We start from the raw sequence: 16,681 nt of genomic DNA, 5'->3' as shown, positions 1-16,681 counted from the left end.
CGTGTCGCGATCAATTCTGTGTCAACCGGAAAAGCTTGTAGCCACGGTTTTGCCTGACTAAGAGAGGGCCAGCAACGTCGCCCCGAGTGGCGAGATCGGATCGAGGGGTGGACGCGCCGGATGACAGGCATCGAGGCAACGAACGGATATATCGCCCTCGCACTGCCGTTTCTCGCTGCGGCCTTGGCACCTCTCCTCACTCGCGTCCTCGGCCAGCATGCGGCCTGGCCCTTGGCCCTGGCCCCCGCAGCAGCGTTCTTCATCCTGTTCGGCGCGGTACCCGGCGTTTCGGCCGGCGACGTGTTCCTGTTCGGCTTCGATTGGATCCCGTCCTTCGACATCCGCTTCTCGTTCCGGCTGGACGGGCTCTCCACCGTCTTCGGGCTGCTGATCACCGGCATCGGCACGCTGATCGTCCTCTATTCCGGCGGCTATCTCGCCGGCCACAAGGACCAGGGACGGTTCTTCTCCTTCATCTTCCTGTTCATGGGTGCGATGCTCGGCCTCGTTCTGGCCGACGATCTGATGACGCTGTTCGTCTACTGGGAGCTGACGTCGATCACGTCGTTCCTGCTGATCGGCTTCGACCATCACCGGGAAGCGGCGCGGCGCGGCGCCATCCAGGCGCTGGTGATCACCGGCGGCGGCGGCCTCGCGCTGCTGGCGGGCCTGATCATCATCCGCGAACTCACCGGCCTTGCGTCGATGACCGAGGTGCTGGCGGCGGGCGACGCACTGCGCGACAGTGCGCTGTATGCGCCGATCCTGATCCTCGTCCTCTGTGGCGCCTTCACCAAGTCGGCGCAGATGCCGTTCCACGTCTGGTTGCCCAACGCCATGGAAGCGCCGACGCCGGTTTCGGCCTATCTGCATTCGGCGACGATGGTGAAGGCCGGCATCTACCTTCTGCTGCGCTTTCATCCGGCACTCGGCGACACGGCGCTCTGGACGACGATCCTGCCGGCCTTTGGCGCGGTGACGCTGGTTGTCGGCGCGCTTCTCGCGCTGCGTGCCACCGACATCAAGATCACGCTGGCCTACACGACGGTCGCCTCGCTGGGTCTGCTGGTGATGCTGATTGGCGTCGGCACCGAAACGGCGATCATCGCCGCCGTGCTCTATCTGATCGCCCACTCGCTGTTCAAAGGCGGCCTGTTCATGGTGGCGGGCTCTGTCGATCACGGCGCCCATACGCGCGAGATCGACAGGCTTGGCGGTCTCGGCCGGGCGATGCCGATCACCTTCGCCGCGGCGATGCTCTGCGCGCTGTCGATGGGCGGCGTCACGCCCTTTGTCGGCTTCCTCGCCAAGGAAGAGATCTACCACGCGCTGGAATATGCCGATCCGTACTACATCGCGCTGATGATCGCCGCGATCGTCGGCAATGCGCTGATGTTCGCCGCGGCCTTCATCGTTGCGCTGAAGCCGTTCGTTGGCCGGATGCCCGAGACGATCGACCATCCGCACGAGGGCACATCCACCATCTGGCTCGGCCCGCTCGTTCTCGGAATTGCCGGCCTCGTCGGCGCCATGTTCTATACGACCTATCACCAGCTGTTCTCCGGTCCGATGGCCTCGGCGGCGGTCGGTGCGCCGGTCGAGATCGGGATCGGCTGGGTGCCGCATCTGAACCTCGCCTTCGCGCTGTCGATGGCGACGGTCGCGCTCGGCGTCGTGATCTACCTGTTGTCGGCGCGGCTGCGGTCCGGCATCGCTGGCTTCCTGGCCGCGGTCGGCTGGGGTCCTGACAAGGGATTCGACCAGGCGATGCGCGGGCTGATCCGTGGTGCCGTCAGGATCACAAGGCTGCTGCAGCCCGGGCAGCTCGACCAGTACATGGCGGTCACCATCGCGGTGATCATCGCAGCCCTGTTCGGCCCGCTCATCTACACCGGCGGCTGGCCGGCAATCCCCGAATTCCCGCGCCTGCATTTCTACGAATGGGCGGTCTTCGCGCTCCTGTTGGCAGGCATCCTGCCCGTCGTGCTGGCGACCAACCGGCTGACCGCCATCCTCTCGCTCGGCATCCAGGGCTTTGCCGTGGCGCTGATCTTCATGCTGCTCGGGGCGCCGGATTTGTCCTTCACCCAGTTCATGGTGGAGACGCTGTCGGTGGTCATCCTGGCACTGGCGATGACCCGGCTGAAGCTTTCGGTTGCCGATCACCGGCCGCTGCGTGACAAGATCCGGGCCGGCGTCCTGGCGATCGCCGCCGGCTCCGGCTTTGGGCTGTTCCTCTTGTCGATCGCCCAGCGGCCCTTCGATCGCACGCTGTCCGACTTCTTCGAGCGCTACAGCTACGCGATCGCCCACGGACGCAACATCGTCAACGTCATCCTGGTCGACTTCCGCGGCATCGACACGATGGGCGAGATCGGCGTGGTCATGGTCACCGGCCTGGCCGTCCTGGCGCTCATCCGGATCCGCGTCGGGCCCAAGGGCGCGCGCTATCCCGACCCGCTGGAGGAGACGCCGTGAGGACGATCATCTTCCGCACCGTCGCGCCGTATCTCACGAGCCTGATGGTGCTGTTCTCGATCTTCGTGCTGCTGCGCGGCCATAACGAGGCCGGGGGTGGCTTCATCGGCGGGCTCGTCGCCGCCTCGGCCTTCGGAATCTACGGCATTGCCTGCGGCGTCGGCCCGGTGCGGCGGGCGATGTATTTCCACCCGATCTCGATTGCTGCTGCCGGGCTGATGCTCGCGGTGCTGTCCGGTGTCGCCTCGCTCGTCGTGTCGTCGCAGTTCCTGACCGGCCTCTGGGCGTTTCCCGAGATTCTCGGCAGCGAGGTCGCGATCTCGACGCCGCTGTTCTTCGACATCGGCGTCTATCTCGTGGTCGTCGGCGCCATCAGCTCGATCGCCCTCGCTCTCGAGGAAAGGGATACCGACTGATGGAAACCGTCCTTTCCCTCGCCGTCGCCTGCCTGTTCGCCGCCGCGGTCTACCTGCTGACCTCCCGGCGCATTATCCGGATGCTGCTCGGGGTCGTGCTGCTCGGCAACGCAGTCAACCTGCTGATCTTCACCGCCGGCCGCATCGGTCCGAGCGCGCCGCCGATCATTCCCGGGGGGTTGTCTGTTCCGGCGGGCCTGATCGCCAATCCGCTGCCGCAGGCGCTGATACTGACGGCGATCGTGATCTCGTTCTCCTTCTTCGCCTTCCTGCTGGTGCTGACCTATCGCACCTACGAGGATCTCGACACCGACAACACCGACGAGATGCGTCTCGCCGAACCCGAAGACGAGGGGCTGCCGCCCCTTGGTTACTAACATGGAGGCGACAAGCCCGAGCGTGGAATACAGCCTTGAGATGCTGAAGGCGGAGGCGATGGTCACCGGACCGGTCGCTGCGTCCGACTATCTGATCGTCCTGCCCGTCCTCGTCTGCTTCATCTTCGGGGCAGGGCTGCTGATGATGCGCAAGCGCGTGAGCCAGCAGGCCTACTTCGCGATACCGGGCCTCGTCCTGTTGTTCGCCATCGATGTCGCCGTGCTCCTCAAGGTTGCCGCCGAGGGGCCGTGGACGATGATGATGGGTGGCTGGAAGCCACCGTTCGGCATCGCCTTCACCGTCGACATGATGGGCGCGCTGTTCCTGGCGGTCTCGGGCTTCGTGGCGCTCGCCTGCGGCATCTATGCGGTCGCTTCGATCAGCAGCACCGAGCGGCGTTACGGCTTCTTCCCGTTCATGTTCCTGATGATGGGCGGCGTCTCGGGGGCGTTCCTCACCGGCGACGTGTTCAACCTCTATGTCTGGTTCGAGGTTCTGCTGATCGGCTCGTTCGGCCTGCTGATCCTCGGATCACGGCACGACCAGCTCGACGGCGCCACCAAATACTGCTTCCTCAACCTCGTCGGCACGACGCTGTTCCTGATCGCCACCGGCTATCTCTACGGCGTCTTCGGCACGCTCAACATGGCGGACATCGCCATCAAGGCGGCGGCGATGGAGAACGACAGCGCCGTCTACATCATCGGGGTCCTGTACCTTGCCTCGCTGTCGCTGAAAGCTGCGGCGTTCCCGCTGAATTTCTGGCTGCCGGCCTCCTACCACACGCCGCGCTTCGTCGTGTCGGCGCTGTTCGCCGGCCTCCTGACCAAGGTCGGCGTCTATGCGCTGATCCGTCTGCTGCTCATGCTGTTCCCGGCGGAACATGCCGGGCTCGCGCCCGTCATCGCCTGGATCGCCGGCCTGACGATGATGGTCGGCGCGCTCGGCGCACTGGCACAGACCGACATCAGGCGGCTCCTCAATTACATGGTCATCGCCGGCATCGGCACGATCATGGCGGGACTTGCCCTGCCGCAGATCGCCGAGGTGATGGTGGCGCAGGCAGGCCCGGCCGGTGAACTCGCGGCGGCGGCCTCGACGGCGGCGGGCGCGATGCAGACGGGGCTTTCCGGTTCGATCTACTACGCGCTGCATTCCATCGTGGTGATGACGGCGCTGTACCTGACTGCCGGCGTCGCGGCATCGCTGACCGGGTCGTCCTCGCTCGCGCAGATGGGCGGGCTGTGGCGCAGCACGCCGCTGCTGGCAGCGCTGATGCTGGTCTTCCTGTTCGCCGTTTCCGGGCTGCCGCCGTTCTCCGGCTTCTGGCCGAAGGTGGCGCTGGTGCGGGCGACGATCATCGCCGACATGCCCTGGCTCGCCGCGGCGATCCTCGTCTCCGGCTTCCTGATGACGGTCGCCAGCGCGCGGGTCTTCGCCCTGGCCTTCTGGCGCCCGGTGCCGGAGGCCGTGGAAGTCGCCGGCGCTGAGGGAGCCGCCGTGCCTGCGCCGCATCCCGCCGCCCCGGCACCGGGACTCTATGGTCCATGGTCGCTGGTGCCGCTGCTCGGCCTGGTGGTGTTCGTGTTCGCGGCGGGCCTCTCGCCTGAATGGCTGGCACGCTTGACCGACGTGGCAGCGGCGGGGGTCATCGATCCCTCGGCCTATCTGTCGTCGGTGTTCGGAGACGCCCCATGACAATGCTGCTGTTCAACCTCGTCCTGGCGCTGATGTGGGTGGTGGTCTCCGGCTCCTTCACCCTCCTGAATCTCCTGTTCGGCTTCCTGCTCGGGGGCGCGGCGCTGTATCTGATCCGCGAAGAGGGCAACATGAGCTATGCCGGGCGGGCGCGGCTCGGCTTCTCGCTGTTCCTCCTGTTCCTGCTCGAATTGCTGAAGTCGGCATGGCGGGTCGCCGTCATGGTGCTCAGCCCGAACATGAACCTTAAGCCCGGAATCCTGGCGTTCCCGCTTCGGGTCAAGAGCGACGCCGAGATCACGCTGCTCGCCAACATGATCACCCTGACGCCGGGCACGCTGTCGATCGACGTCTCGGAAGACCGCTCGACGCTCTACATCCACGCCTTCGACTGCTCGGATCCGGACGCGGCCAAGGCCGACATTCGCGACGGGTTCGAAGCAAGGATCCTGCAGGTGTTCCGATGACCCTGCATGATTTTGCGGTCTCGTTCTTCGCCCTGGCGCTGACCGGCGGGCTGATCCTGCTCTGCATCGCCTTCCTCCTGACCGTAGTCCGGATCCTGCTCGGCCCGACGCTGCCCGACCGGGTGCTGGGGCTGGACGTCCTGACAAACGTCGCGATCGGCTTCATCGCGGTCATCGCCCTCGACAGCGGCTACACGCTCTATGTCGACGTCGCGATCGGGCTCTGCCTCGTCGGCTTCCTGGCCACAGTCGCCTTCGCGCGCTTCATCCTCTCCCGGGGCAAGACGGAATCCGCGATTCGCGAGGCGCGGGTGGGAGTCGATGCCGAAGCCGGCCTAGAGGGAGGCCCACGCCCATGATCGACGATCTTATCCTGATCCTCGCCGGACTGCTCGTCCTCGCGGGCTCCGCCTTCGCCGCGATTGCCGCCCTGGGCATCCTTCGGCTGCCGGACGTCTACACGCGCATGCATTCGGCCTCAAAGGCCGGTGCCGTCGGGGCGGGGATGCTGCTCCTGGCGCTGGCGCTGACCGCAGACTCGACACCCACCGCGCTCAGGGCGCTGGCGGCCGTGGTATTCATCCTGCTGACGGCGCCGCTCGCCGCGCATCTCCTTGCCAAGGCGGCCTATTCGGTTGGCTACAAGCTCGGGCCGGAATCGGTTCTCGACGAGATGCCGCCGCCGCGGCCGACGAATGTCGGCACCGACGCGCCGAACAGCGCCCGCAATCCGTCGCCGCAGCCGGCGATCGATCCGTCGTGACGCGCGCCTGCTCCGGGATCGTGTGATGGCCGGGCTGCTCATCCTCTTTGCCGGCCTGTTCGGCGCGGCCGGCGTCGCCGGCGCGGCGCTGGCGGCGCATGGCGGCGAGGTGCGGCTGGTGGCGACCGCCGCTGCCATCGCGCTCGTCCATGCGCCGGCACTGCTCGGTCTTGCCGCGTTACGACCCTTACTGGGTCGCTGGGCGGATCTTGGCGGCGGGGTGATGATCGCCGGGACGCTGCTCTTCTCCGGCGATCTCGCGGCCCGCGTGCTGCTCGGCGACCGGCTGTTCGCCAATGCGGCGCCGATCGGCGGCGGGATGCTCATCGCGGCGTGGCTGATCATCGCCGTGTCGGGGCTGGTGCGCGGAACGCGGGCCGTTCATGGCCGTGGAGGCGACGATGACCGGGTTTGATGCGGGCCTGTTCGCAGGCAAGACGGTCGTCGTGACCGGCGCCGGCCGCGGCATCGGTGCTGCCGTCGCGCGGGCATTTCTCGGCTGCGGCGCGACGGTTGTCGCCCATGCCGGACGCTCGCTCGAACATGCCGAGGCAGACCTTCTCGCCGACCTGCCGCCGGCGCAACGCGATCGACTGACGCTGCTGACCGGCGATCTTGCCGCCGTGGACGGTGGGGAACGGCTTGCGGCGGCGATTCTGTCGGCCGTCTCGGGCCCGATCCACGTCCTCGTCAACAATGCCGGGACCATGGGCGGGCGGATCGCGGCGGTGGAAGTGACGCCGGCGCAATACGACAAGGTGCTCGACCTCAACATCCGCTCTGTGGTGGCACTGACCACGGCGCTGCTGCCGGCGCTGAAGGCAGCGGGCGGGGCAGCGATCGTCAACACCTCGTCGATCTCGGCGACGATCGGCGGCAGCCCCGGCTCGTCGCTCTATTCGGCGTCGAAGGCCTTCATCTCGACCTGGACGCGGGCGCTGGCCAGAGAACTCGCGCCGGACGGCATCCGCGTCAACGCCGTCTCGCCCGGTACGATCATGACGGATTTCCACCGGCGCTATTCCTCGCCGGAAAAGCTGGCGGCAACGGCGGCGACAATCCCGCTGCGCCGGCTCGGCACCGCCGAGGAATGCGCGCCAGCCTATCTGTTCCTGGCGAGCGACAGCCTGTCGGGCTACGTCACCGGGCAGGTCATCGAGGTGAATGGCGGCCAGTTCATGGGCTGAAACGGCGCCGCCAGCCGCTTCGGCGGCCTACCAGCCGGCCGTGCCCGGCGGTCCCTTGAACGGGCCCGCGACATGGCTGGTGATCCAGCCGCCGTAGAAGCTTCCCTCCTGCGGGACGACCTTCTCGCCGTCGACGAAGCAGGCGTCGACCCGTCCCGGATAGAACGCCAGATAGTCGGTGGCCGGGGCGAAGTCCGGCGCCGGGCGCGGATACGACCATGCCGCATCGTGCGCGTCATGCCCTTCCAAGACGAGATCGAAATACACCGCGCCGCCCTTCCACTCGCACAGCGTCCGCGCCGAAGACGGCTTCAGGATGCCGGGCGCGACGTCGTCGGGCGGGAAATAATACGACGGCGGGTGGCTGGTCTCGATCGCGCGAAAGCCGCGCCGCGTCTCGGCGATGGTTCGGCCGGCGAACTGCACCACGAGATGAAACGAAACAGGCTCGAGCCGGGCAGGGCGCGGGAAGTCCCAGACGCTTTCCTGGCCGGGGCGGACCGGATCGGGGGTGACGGGCAGGCGCTGGGGGCGGGTCAATCGCATGAGCCGAGCATAGCGCGCGGCGCTCCCGTGTCCCACGCGACATATCGCCGGGCGGGCGCCGGGGCGCTCGCCGTACTGATCACATCGAGACGATCTCGCGGGTCGCGTCGAAGGCGATGTCCTTGTTACGGTCCATCATGAAGCGCAGGTCCCAGCTGTCCTTGCAGAGATAGACCGGCCGCCCGTCGCGGTCGCGCGAGACATGGGTGATGTTCTCGCGGATGAAAGTCTGCAGCGCCGCCTCGTTCTCCGAGCGGATCCAGCGCGCGACGTTGAACGGCACCGGCTCGAAGGTCACATCGGCCTTGTATTCGCCGGCGATGCGCGAGGCGAGCACGTCGAGCTGCAGCGGCCCGACGACACCGACGATCCAGTCCGAGCCGATCGACGGGCGGAACACCTGGACGAGGCCCTCCTCGGCAAGGTCTTCCAGGCCGCGGCGCAGCTGCTTCAGCTTCATCGAGTCTTCCAGCCGCACCCGCCGCAGCACTTCCGGCGCGAAGGCCGGCAGGCCGGTGAAGCGGAAATTCTCGCCCTCGGTCAGCGTGTCGCCGACCCGCAGTGTGCCGTGGTTCGGGATGCCGATGACGTCGCCGGCATAGGCCTCCTCGGTCAGCGCCCGTTCCTGGGCGAAGAAGTAGATCGGGTTCGAGACGGCCAGCTGCTTGCCGGAGCGCACGTGGTCGAGCTTCATGCCGCGCCGGAAATGGCCCGAGCAGAACCGCACGAAGGCGACGCGGTCGCGGTGCTTGGGGTCCATGTTGGCCTGCACCTTGAAGACGAAGCCTGAAACCTTGTCGCCGTCGGGATCCACCGGGCCCTTGTCGGAGGGCTGCGGGCGCGGCGAGGGCGCATGTGCGGCGATCAGGTCCATCAGCTGGTCGACGGCGAAGTTCTGCAGAGCACTACCGAAGATCACCGGCGTCAGATGGCCCTGCCGGTAGGCGACGGGATCGAAATCGGCATAGCCCTCGGCGGCGAGTTCGGCGGAATCGCGGAAGCCTGCGTAGATATCGGCTGGCAGCGCCTTGATCAGCGCCGGGTCGTCGAGGCCGCCGTCGTAATGCACGGTCTTGTCGCTGCCGGCGAACAGGAAGTCGTTGTCCGCAAGATTGTAGCAGCCCTTGAACAGCCCGCCCTGGCCGACCGGCCAGACCAGCGGCGCGACGGTCAGCGCCAGCTGCTCCTCGATCTCGTCGAGCAGTTCGAACGGGTCGATTCCCTCCCGGTCCACCTTGTTGATGAAGGTGATGATCGGGATGTCGCGCAGCCGGCAGATCTCGAACAGCTTGCGGGTCTGGGCCTCGATGCCCTTGGCCGCGTCGATGACCATGATGGCGCTGTCGACGGCGGTCAGCGTGCGGTAGGTGTCCTCGGAGAAGTCGCTGTGGCCGGGCGTGTCGAGGAGGTTGAAGGTGATGCCGTCGCGCTCGAAGGTCATCACCGAGGAGGTCACGGAGATGCCGCGGCTCTTCTCGATGTCCATCCAGTCGGACTTCGCCCGCCGGCCATTGCCCTTGGAGCGCACGGCGCCGGCCATCTCGATGGCGCCGCCGGCGAGCAGCAGCTTCTCGGTCAGGGTGGTCTTGCCGGCGTCAGGGTGGGAGATGATCGCGAAGGTGCGGCGGCTGTGATGCCCGGCAGCTTCTTCCTTCGGCGCTTTGGCCGGAATCGTCTCGGAAAAGGCGGTCGCGCTCAAGATGTCATTCCCTGTGTGGCTCGCGGGCAGGGCCGATGCGCCGAGGACGGATGAGCGTCGCATCGGCTGCGCCGCGTCCGTTACTCACGCAATATTGCCGGCAACATGCGGGAAATAGTCGTTTTCCGCGGCGATTGCACGTCGCGGGCTGTTATTTCCGCAAAATCGGCGCGAGAACGCCCCAGCGACGGCACTTGAGCCCGACGAAGGCCGGGCGAACGTCCTCGAGCTAGTCCCGAGACTCGCGCTACCGTCGTTTGGAGCGGCGTTCCAGGAACGTCAGCAACAACGCGGCCGGCACCGCGAAGGCGAGGCTGCCTACTGAGTGCCGCTTGCGCTCTTCCCGCCGTGGGCGTTCATCCGGCGTGTCGTCGGCGCCGCCGTCGTTCGGCCCGTCGGCGACCGTGTCGGCCATCCGCGCCCCGCGGTTTCCCATTCTCTCGTCCGGCGGGGTGGTCGTGTCCCGGGCGGTCTGGTGCTCCATCTCGCTGTTCAGTTCCGCGCCGACGATGAGGATCGTCACCGCCAGCCAGATCCAGGTGAGGAAGCCGATGAGCGCGCCGAGCGAGCCGTAGGTCTCGTTGTAGGAGCCGAAATTCGCGACGTAATAGGAAAACAGTGCAGAGACGGCGACGACGACGACCACGGAGAGGATGGTGCCGGGGGTGATCCACTCCCACCGGGCATTCTCCCGGTCCGGTCCCCAGCGAAACAGCGCCGCCGCCGCCAGCGAGGCAAGCATGATCAACCCGACGAACGAACCGATCCGGATGAGCCATTCGGCCGCGTTGCCGAGACCGACGAACCCGAGGACGGTCGGGACGACGACGACCACGCCGATCATGCAGATGACGCCGACGATCGCCGAGAGCGTGAAGATCAGCGAGATCGCCGTGACCTTGATGAAGCTGCGCGTTTCCCGCTCGTTATAGGCGACGTTCATCGCCTGGAAGAGCGACTTCATGCCGGCGTTGGCGCTCCAGAGCGCGATCGCCAGCGAGATGGCGAAAGTCAGGCCGAGCGTCGTGCGACCGCCCTCGGCCAGCCGCTCCATCTGCTCGTTGAGGATCTCCATCCCGCCGGCCGGCACGAACCCGCTGAGCGCCTGGGCATGTTCCTGGACCGTCCCCGGATCGGCGAACAGCCCGTAGACCGAGATCAGCGCCGACAGGCTCGGCACCATCGCCAGCAGCAGGTAGTAGGTGACCCCCGCCGCGATGAGCATGACGCGGTCCTCGTTGATCTCGCTGTACACCCGCCAGAGGATTTCCTTCCAGCCACGCGCGGGGATGTCGGACGGCTTCGTGGCATCGCGGCCGCGGGAGGACTGGTTCATGGTTTTTCTCGGGGCACGTCAAAAGAATGGGCGACAGAAGTGGGCATAACTGTACCGCATGCACAACGGCAGGCGCCTCCTGCCGTTCCGCTGAGACTGCAACCCCTGCTTAGTCGGCTATCGGGCCGGCCACGGCGCTATTTTTGATCGTCCGGTCAAAAATTTGACGGCTTCGGAATTTCGGACCATTCTAAACTTCGCCCGGTCCGGCGTCTGACGAGCCGGCAAACCGACGCGCCTGGGGAGTGCCGCGATGAACGAAGCCCACCCGATCCGCCCCGATATTGCCGCCGGACGGATCGACCGGATGACGCTCGGCCGGAACTTCTCCGACATTCACCCACCGCTGGAAGCGCACGAGGCGCTGGTCGAGGCCGATCGCTGCTATTTCTGCTACGATGCGCCCTGCATGACGGCCTGTCCGACCTCGATCGACATTCCGCTGTTCATCCGCGAGATCCAGGCCGGCAACCCGACCGGCGCGGCCAAGACCATCCTGTCATCGAACATCCTCGGCGGCATGTGCGCCCGCGTCTGCCCGACCGAAACGCTCTGCGAGGAGGTCTGCGTGCGCGAGGTTGCCGAAGGCAAGCCGGTGAAGATCGGCCTCCTGCAGCGCTACGCCACCGACATCCTGATGGAAAAGGACGGTCATCCGTTCGTCCGGGCCGAACCCACCGGCAAGCGCGTCGCCGTGGTCGGCGCGGGGCCCGCGGGCCTTTCCTGCGCCCATCGCCTGGCGACGCTCGGCCATGACGTCACGCTCTACGACGCGCGACCGAAGCCCGGCGGCCTCAACGAATATGGCATCGCCGCCTACAAGGCGACGGAGGACTTCGCGCAGCGCGAGGTGGAGTTCATCCTGTCGGTCGGCGGCATCACGCTCGAGACCGGCAGGCTCCTTGGCCGGGATATCCACCTGGGCGAGCTTCGCCGCGATTTCGACGCGGTGTTTCTCGGGCTGGGGCTCGCCGGAGTCAACGCGCTCGGCGCCGAGGGCGAGCACAGCCGCGGCAGCCGCGACGCGGTCGCCTGGATCGCCGAACTGCGCCAGGCGAGCGACATGGCGGCGCTACCGATCGGCCGCCGCGTCGTTGTCATCGGCGGCGGCATGACGGCCATCGACGCGGCCGTGCAGGCCCGTGCGCTGGGCGCGGAAGAGGTGACCATCGCCTATCGCCGGGGCCAGGAAGCGATGAACGCCTCCGGCTACGAGCAGGAGATCGCCCAGACGCGCGGTGTCCATATTCGCTGCAACCTGCAGCCGAAGCGGGTCGTGGCCCATGGCGGCCAGGTCGTCGGCATCGAGCTGGAGCGGACCGATGTGGACGCCGAGGGGCGCATTGCCGGCACCGGCGAATTGCTGACGATCGCCGCCGACCAGGTGTTCAAGGCGATCGGGCAGGCCTTCGAGCCGGAAGGCGTTTCCGCCGAGGGCGCTGCCGTTGCGCTGGAGCGAGGCCGCATCAAGGTCGACGCCGAGCGCCGCACCAGCCTTTCCGGCGTCTGGGCGGGCGGCGACTGCATCGCCGAGGGCGACGATCTCACCGTCGTCGCCGTCGAGGACGGCAAGGTCGCCGCTGCAAGCATCCACGCGGCGTTGTCGGCGCCGGTAGGCCTGCTGTCGCGGGCTGTCGAGGCGGTCAAGACCGCCATCCCCGGCAGGGCGTGAGGAGCAGGACCATGGCCGACCTTTCGACGTCCTTCCTCGGGATATCCTCGCCGAACCCGTTCTGGCTCGCCTCGGCGCCGCCGACCGACAAGGAATACAACGTACAGCGGGCCTTCGAGCAGGGCTGGGGCGGGGTGGTCTGGAAGACGCTCGGCGAAGACCCGCCGCTGGTCAACGTCAACGGCCCGCGCTACGGCGCGATGTGGGGGCCGGACCGGCGGCTGCTCGGCTTCAACAATATCGAGCTGATCACCGACCGGGCGCTGGACACCAACCTGGAGGAGATCACCCGGGTCAAGCACAACTGGCCGGACCGGGCGATGGTCGTGTCGCTGATGGTGCCCTGCGAGGAGGCGCCGTGGCAGAAGATCCTCGCCCTCGTCGGCGAGACCGGCGCCGACGGGGTGGAGCTGAATTTCGGCTGCCCGCACGGCATGAGCGAGCGCGGCATGGGCTCGGCCGTCGGCCAGGTGCCGGAATACATCGAGATGGTCGCGCGCTGGTGCAAGCAGCACTCGGACCTCCCGGTCATCGTGAAGCTGACGCCCAACATCACCGACATCCGCTTTCCCGCCCGCGCCGCCCAGAAGGGCGGCGCCGACGCCGTTTCGCTGATCAACACGGTCTCGTCGATCATGTCGATCGACCTCGACAATTTCGCCCCGACGCCGACGATCGACGGCAAGGGCAGCCATGGCGGCATGTGCGGGCCGGCGGTCAAGCCAATGGCGCTGAACATGGTCGCCGAGATCGCCCGCGATGCGCAGACGCGGGGCCTGCCGATCTCCGGCATCGGCGGCATCACCACCTGGCGGGACGCCGCCGAGTTCATTGCGCTCGGCTGCGGCAACGTTCAGGTCTGCACGGCCGCGATGACCTACGGCTTCAAGATCGTGAAGGAGATGATCTCGGGCCTCTCCGACTGGATGGACGAGAAGGGCTACCGGACCATCGAGGATTTCCGCGGCCTCGCCGTCCCCAACGTCACCGACTGGCAGTATCTCAACCTCAACTACGTCACCAAGGCGCGGATCGACCAGGATCTCTGCATCAGATGCGGGCGCTGCCACATCGCCTGCGAGGACACCTCGCACCAGGCGATCACCGCGATGGTCGACGGCGTCCGGCATTTCGAGGTGATCGACGCGGAGTGCGTCGGCTGCAATCTCTGCGTCAATGTCTGCCCGGTCGAGAACTGCATCACCATGGAGCAGATCGCCGGCGTCGACCCGCGCACCGGCAAGCCCATCCCGGACGAATACGGCAACTGGACGATGCACCCGAACAATCCGATGGCGAAGGAGAAGCAGCAATTCGCGGCCGAACCGGTCGTCCTGCCGGACGCAGCGGAATAGGGTAGCGCCCGTCGTCCAGGCGAGCGCCATCATCGCTCGTGTCGGTGCTGCGACGCAGCGACAAGGAAGGCGAAGGTCAGAAAGCGTAACCGCGAAGTAACCTCGCTGCGGTAGGGTCGCACCACACGCCTGCCGCTCCCGCGTCCGGCACGATCCCTCAACGCGAGAAGCGGCGCCGATGTCGATCAACTCGAGGCTTATTGCGGGCGGCGTCGGGTTTGCCCTGCTGGCGGCCGGCTTTGCGGGATTCTCCTACCAGTCGCAGCGTACATCGATGGAACTGGCGGCCCGGCTCTACGAGCGGGGCCTCGATCCGATCATCGCATTGCAATCCGCCGAGACGCGGGTCCAGTCGCTGCATGCGCGGCTTTCCGCGGCGGCGGACGCGGCGACGCCGGGTGGGGAGCCTGGGCTCGAAGCCAGCGAAGCCGACGATTTCCGTCGCACGATCGCCCAGACGGTGAGCGACCTGGAGACCGTTCTCGCCACCGAGATCGCGTCCGAGAACCACACGGCGGTCCGCGCCTTGTTCTACGATCTGACCCGCCTCCAGGCGACGAGCGGCAACCTCTCCCCGCGTCTGGCCCGCACCCGGCTGGAGGCGTTTTCGGAACGGCTGGCGAGTGCCGGCTCGGCGATGCGTGCGGAGCTGGATGGACTGCGGTCCGAGGCCGATGCGCGGATCGAGCGTTCGGTCACCAGCATGGTTGCGGGCTTTGCCGTCGTCCTTCTCGCTCTGGGCGGTTTCCTTCTGTTTCTGATGCGCTCGGTCGGCCGCCCGTTGCGCCGGCTCTCGGCGCTGGCGCATGCGCTGGCGAACGGCGAAACGGTCGACCTCATCAAGCCGGAAGGCCCGTCGGAAATTCGCGACGTTCTGGCAGCGCTCAGGGCCCTGCAGGCGCGCTGCGCCAAGCTGGAGGGCGCGAAGACCAGCGAGACCGGCTTCCTCGCCGACCAGATAGCGATGCAGCAGACGCAGCTGGAGGCTGCGCTCAACAACATGACTCAAGCCCTGTGCATGCTCGACGGCGACAAGCGCCTCGTCGTCTGCAACGACGTCTTCACCGAGCTGTTCGGGAAGGTCGCGCCGGGCACGCCCGCTCGCGTCTTCTTCGACGATTCCGAACTGGCACTCCAGCTGCCCGAGAACGGCACGTCGACGCACCTGCACGAGACGCTGGACGGCCGTACGATGGAGGTCAAGCGCCGCGGCATCAAGGACCGCGGGCTGCTGATCACCTTCGAGGACATCACCGAGCGACAGGGTATCTCGAAGCGTCTGGAGCATCTCGCCAACCACGACGGCCTGACAGAGTTGCCCAACCGCCGGCGGTTCGGCGAAGTCCTCGACAGCCTGCTGACAAAGGGTCTCAAGCCGCTCGGCCTGATGGTCGTCGACATCAGCAGCTTCAAGTCGATCAACGACAATTACGGGCATGCCGCAGGCGATGCGCTGCTCAAGGCATTCGGCCAGCGCCTCCTGAAAATCGCGACGCCGAAAGCAACGGTCGCGCGGCTCGGCGGCGATGAATTCGCGGTAATCGTGCCGGGTCTGCGGACGCCCGAGGATGCCGACGCCTTGGCGCAGAAGATCCTGGCGAGCTTCGCGGAGCCGTTCGATGTCGAGAACCGCCGGATCGTCGCGACGGCGCATGCCGGCATCCTGTTCGTGCCGAGCGGATACCGCACGCCGGGTCTCGACGCCGATTTCGCGCTGCAGAATTGCGATCTGGCCCTCTATCAGGCGAAGGAAGGCGGCCGGCGGCGGCCCTATCGTCGCTTCGTTCCGGCCATGCGCGAGCGGCTGCAGCGGCGACGAGAGATGGAGCTCGACCTAAAGGCGGCTCTCGATGAAGACCAGATCGAACTCTTCTACCAGCCCTTCATCGATGCCGGGCAGCGCCGCGTCAGCGGCTTCGAGGCGCTGCTGCGCTGGCGCCACCCCGGCCAGGGAACGATCGCCCCTTCCGTCTTCGTGCCGCTCGCGGAGGAGTCCGGCCTGATCGAGCAGCTCGGCGTCTGGGCGCTGGAAAAGGCCTGCCACCAGGCAGTCCAATGGCCATCCGATCTGACCATCTCGGTCAATCTGTCGGCGGTGCAGTTCCAGAGTGCGACGCTCGTCGACGATGTCCGTCGGGCGCTCGCAGAGTCGGGTCTCGCCGCCTCGCGCCTGCAGATCGAGGTGACGGAGTCGCTGTTCATCGACGAAAGCGACAAGGTGCTGGCGATCCTGACCGAGTTCCGCCGCATGGGGCTGACGATCTCGATGGACGATTTCGGCACCGGCTATTCCTCGCTCGGCTATCTCAGCCGCTTCCCCTTCGACAAGATCAAGATCGACCAGGCCTTCGTGCGCGACATGCGCAGGCCCGAGAACATCGCCATCGTCCGCTCGGTGATCGGCCTGTCGAGAGCCTTGCAGATGCAGGTCATCGCCGAGGGAATCGAGACGGAGGAGCAGATGCGGATCCTCTACGACGAGGGGTGCCGGGAGATGCAGGGCTACTACTTCTCCCGGCCGCGTCCGGCCGGTGAAATCCCGCTGATGCTCTCGGAAATCTCGAGCCGATGGGACCAGGAGTTCGCCGTCGATGCGGCACCCCGCGCGGAAGCGGCCGCCGCCTAGGCGCGCTGCACCGCCAGCCTTGCACGGCCTGCGGAGACGGCGCGCCAGCAGGGCGCCGCC

General features: G+C 66.9%; 15 protein-coding genes. 12 read left to right on the top strand and 3 right to left on the bottom strand.

All coding sequences use genetic code 11. The features are described 5' to 3' along the window. Positions 1 to 120 precede the first annotated feature (120 nt). The 9 genes from GTW51_RS03670 to GTW51_RS03630 are packed head-to-tail and all read left to right on the top strand — an operon-like array spanning position 121 to position 7,387. Positions 121 to 2,478, top strand: a complete 2,358-nt coding sequence (locus tag GTW51_RS03670) for a putative monovalent cation/H+ antiporter subunit A (RefSeq protein ID WP_163042492.1) — start codon at positions 121 to 123, stop codon at positions 2,476 to 2,478. Further along, the gene (locus GTW51_RS03665; protein WP_163042491.1) at positions 2,475 to 2,894 is read left to right on the top strand and encodes a Na+/H+ antiporter subunit B; all 420 of its coding nucleotides are present in this window, start codon (positions 2,475 to 2,477) and stop codon (positions 2,892 to 2,894) included. Before GTW51_RS03670 ends, GTW51_RS03665 begins: the two co-directional genes overlap by 4 nt. Further along, on the top strand, positions 2,894 to 3,271 hold the full coding sequence (locus GTW51_RS03660) for a Na+/H+ antiporter subunit C (protein WP_163042490.1): 378 nt from the start codon (positions 2,894 to 2,896) through the stop codon (positions 3,269 to 3,271). The genes GTW51_RS03665 and GTW51_RS03660 overlap by 1 nt, the downstream gene beginning before the upstream one ends. A 40-nt stretch (positions 3,272 to 3,311) precedes the next feature. Continuing rightward, positions 3,312 to 4,970 carry a proton-conducting transporter transmembrane domain-containing protein gene (locus tag GTW51_RS03655; RefSeq protein ID WP_246232619.1) on the top strand — a complete coding sequence of 553 codons (1,659 nt, stop codon included), beginning with the start codon at positions 3,312 to 3,314 and terminating at the stop codon, positions 4,968 to 4,970. Beyond that, complete coding sequence (locus tag GTW51_RS03650) at positions 4,967 to 5,437, top strand: Na+/H+ antiporter subunit E (protein WP_163042488.1); 471 nt, start codon at positions 4,967 to 4,969, stop codon at positions 5,435 to 5,437. Before GTW51_RS03655 ends, GTW51_RS03650 begins: the two co-directional genes overlap by 4 nt. Beyond that, positions 5,434 to 5,796 carry a cation:proton antiporter gene (locus tag GTW51_RS03645; RefSeq protein ID WP_163042487.1) on the top strand — a complete coding sequence of 121 codons (363 nt, stop codon included), beginning with the start codon at positions 5,434 to 5,436 and terminating at the stop codon, positions 5,794 to 5,796. The genes GTW51_RS03650 and GTW51_RS03645 overlap by 4 nt, the downstream gene beginning before the upstream one ends. Then, positions 5,793 to 6,200 (top strand): monovalent cation/H(+) antiporter subunit G, encoded by a 408-nt coding sequence (gene mnhG, locus GTW51_RS03640; protein WP_163042486.1) that lies wholly within the window; start codon positions 5,793 to 5,795, stop codon positions 6,198 to 6,200. The genes GTW51_RS03645 and mnhG overlap by 4 nt, the downstream gene beginning before the upstream one ends. Positions 6,201 to 6,225: 25 nt before the next feature. Next, the gene (locus GTW51_RS03635; RefSeq protein WP_163042485.1) at positions 6,226 to 6,615 is read left to right on the top strand and encodes a DUF423 domain-containing protein; all 390 of its coding nucleotides are present in this window, start codon (positions 6,226 to 6,228) and stop codon (positions 6,613 to 6,615) included. Further along, positions 6,602 to 7,387, top strand: coding sequence for an SDR family NAD(P)-dependent oxidoreductase (locus tag GTW51_RS03630; RefSeq protein ID WP_163042484.1), 786 nt, complete (start codon positions 6,602 to 6,604; stop codon positions 7,385 to 7,387). The genes GTW51_RS03635 and GTW51_RS03630 overlap by 14 nt, the downstream gene beginning before the upstream one ends. A gap of 27 nt (positions 7,388 to 7,414) precedes the next feature. Here the strand turns inward: GTW51_RS03630 and GTW51_RS03625 are convergent, their stop codons facing one another. The 3 genes from GTW51_RS03625 to GTW51_RS03615 all read right to left on the bottom strand — a co-directional run bounded on the left by GTW51_RS03625 (position 7,415) and on the right by GTW51_RS03615 (position 10,968). After that, positions 7,415 to 7,927, bottom strand: coding sequence for a DUF427 domain-containing protein (locus tag GTW51_RS03625; protein WP_246232535.1), 513 nt, complete (start codon positions 7,925 to 7,927; stop codon positions 7,415 to 7,417). Between the two features lie 85 nt (positions 7,928 to 8,012). Further along, positions 8,013 to 9,632, bottom strand: a complete 1,620-nt coding sequence (locus GTW51_RS03620; RefSeq protein WP_425483222.1) for a peptide chain release factor 3 — start codon at positions 9,630 to 9,632, stop codon at positions 8,013 to 8,015. Positions 9,633 to 9,879: 247 nt separating this feature from the next. After that, positions 9,880 to 10,968: a YihY/virulence factor BrkB family protein gene (locus tag GTW51_RS03615; RefSeq protein WP_163042481.1), complete on the bottom strand. Its 1,089-nt coding sequence runs from the start codon at positions 10,966 to 10,968 to the stop codon at positions 9,880 to 9,882. 253 nt (positions 10,969 to 11,221) lie between these two features. Between GTW51_RS03615 and GTW51_RS03610 the strand changes: the two genes are divergently transcribed. The 3 genes from GTW51_RS03610 (at position 11,222) to GTW51_RS03600 (ending at position 16,621) form a co-directional block, all read left to right on the top strand. Next, a complete protein-coding gene (locus tag GTW51_RS03610; RefSeq protein WP_203565848.1) occupies positions 11,222 to 12,640 on the top strand; it encodes an NAD(P)-dependent oxidoreductase in 1,419 nt (472 codons plus the stop codon). Positions 12,641 to 12,651: 11 nt separating this feature from the next. Then, entirely contained in the window at positions 12,652 to 13,995 is a 1,344-nt protein-coding gene (gene preA / locus GTW51_RS03605; protein WP_163042480.1) for an NAD-dependent dihydropyrimidine dehydrogenase subunit PreA, read from the top strand. Between the two features lie 178 nt (positions 13,996 to 14,173). Beyond that, positions 14,174 to 16,621 carry a putative bifunctional diguanylate cyclase/phosphodiesterase gene (locus tag GTW51_RS03600; protein ID WP_163042479.1) on the top strand — a complete coding sequence of 816 codons (2,448 nt, stop codon included), beginning with the start codon at positions 14,174 to 14,176 and terminating at the stop codon, positions 16,619 to 16,621. Positions 16,622 to 16,681: the final 60 nt, after the last annotated feature.

Origin of the sequence: Aurantimonas aggregata (genome assembly GCF_010500835.1) — a bacterium.
In the GTDB taxonomy this organism is placed as follows: Bacteria; Pseudomonadota; Alphaproteobacteria; order Rhizobiales; family Rhizobiaceae; genus Aurantimonas; species Aurantimonas aggregata.
This window is presented reverse-complemented; position numbering and strand designations above follow the sequence as displayed.

Coding starts and splice junctions, on each gene's coding strand:
- GTW51_RS03655 (WP_246232619.1), top strand. CDS start 3,312: ATGCTGAAGGCGGAGGCGATGGTCACCGGACCGGTCGCTGCGTCCGAC.
- GTW51_RS03670 (WP_163042492.1), top strand. CDS start 121: ATGACAGGCATCGAGGCAACGAACGGATATATCGCCCTCGCACTGCCG.
- preA (WP_163042480.1), top strand. CDS start 12,652: ATGGCCGACCTTTCGACGTCCTTCCTCGGGATATCCTCGCCGAACCCG.
- GTW51_RS03650 (WP_163042488.1), top strand. CDS start 4,967: ATGACAATGCTGCTGTTCAACCTCGTCCTGGCGCTGATGTGGGTGGTG.
- GTW51_RS03600 (WP_163042479.1), top strand. CDS start 14,174: ATGTCGATCAACTCGAGGCTTATTGCGGGCGGCGTCGGGTTTGCCCTG.
- GTW51_RS03645 (WP_163042487.1), top strand. CDS start 5,434: ATGACCCTGCATGATTTTGCGGTCTCGTTCTTCGCCCTGGCGCTGACC.
- GTW51_RS03660 (WP_163042490.1), top strand. CDS start 2,894: ATGGAAACCGTCCTTTCCCTCGCCGTCGCCTGCCTGTTCGCCGCCGCG.
- GTW51_RS03635 (WP_163042485.1), top strand. CDS start 6,226: ATGGCCGGGCTGCTCATCCTCTTTGCCGGCCTGTTCGGCGCGGCCGGC.
- GTW51_RS03615 (WP_163042481.1), bottom strand. CDS start 10,968: ATGAACCAGTCCTCCCGCGGCCGCGATGCCACGAAGCCGTCCGACATC.
- mnhG (WP_163042486.1), top strand. CDS start 5,793: ATGATCGACGATCTTATCCTGATCCTCGCCGGACTGCTCGTCCTCGCG.
- GTW51_RS03630 (WP_163042484.1), top strand. CDS start 6,602: ATGACCGGGTTTGATGCGGGCCTGTTCGCAGGCAAGACGGTCGTCGTG.
- GTW51_RS03610 (WP_203565848.1), top strand. CDS start 11,222: ATGAACGAAGCCCACCCGATCCGCCCCGATATTGCCGCCGGACGGATC.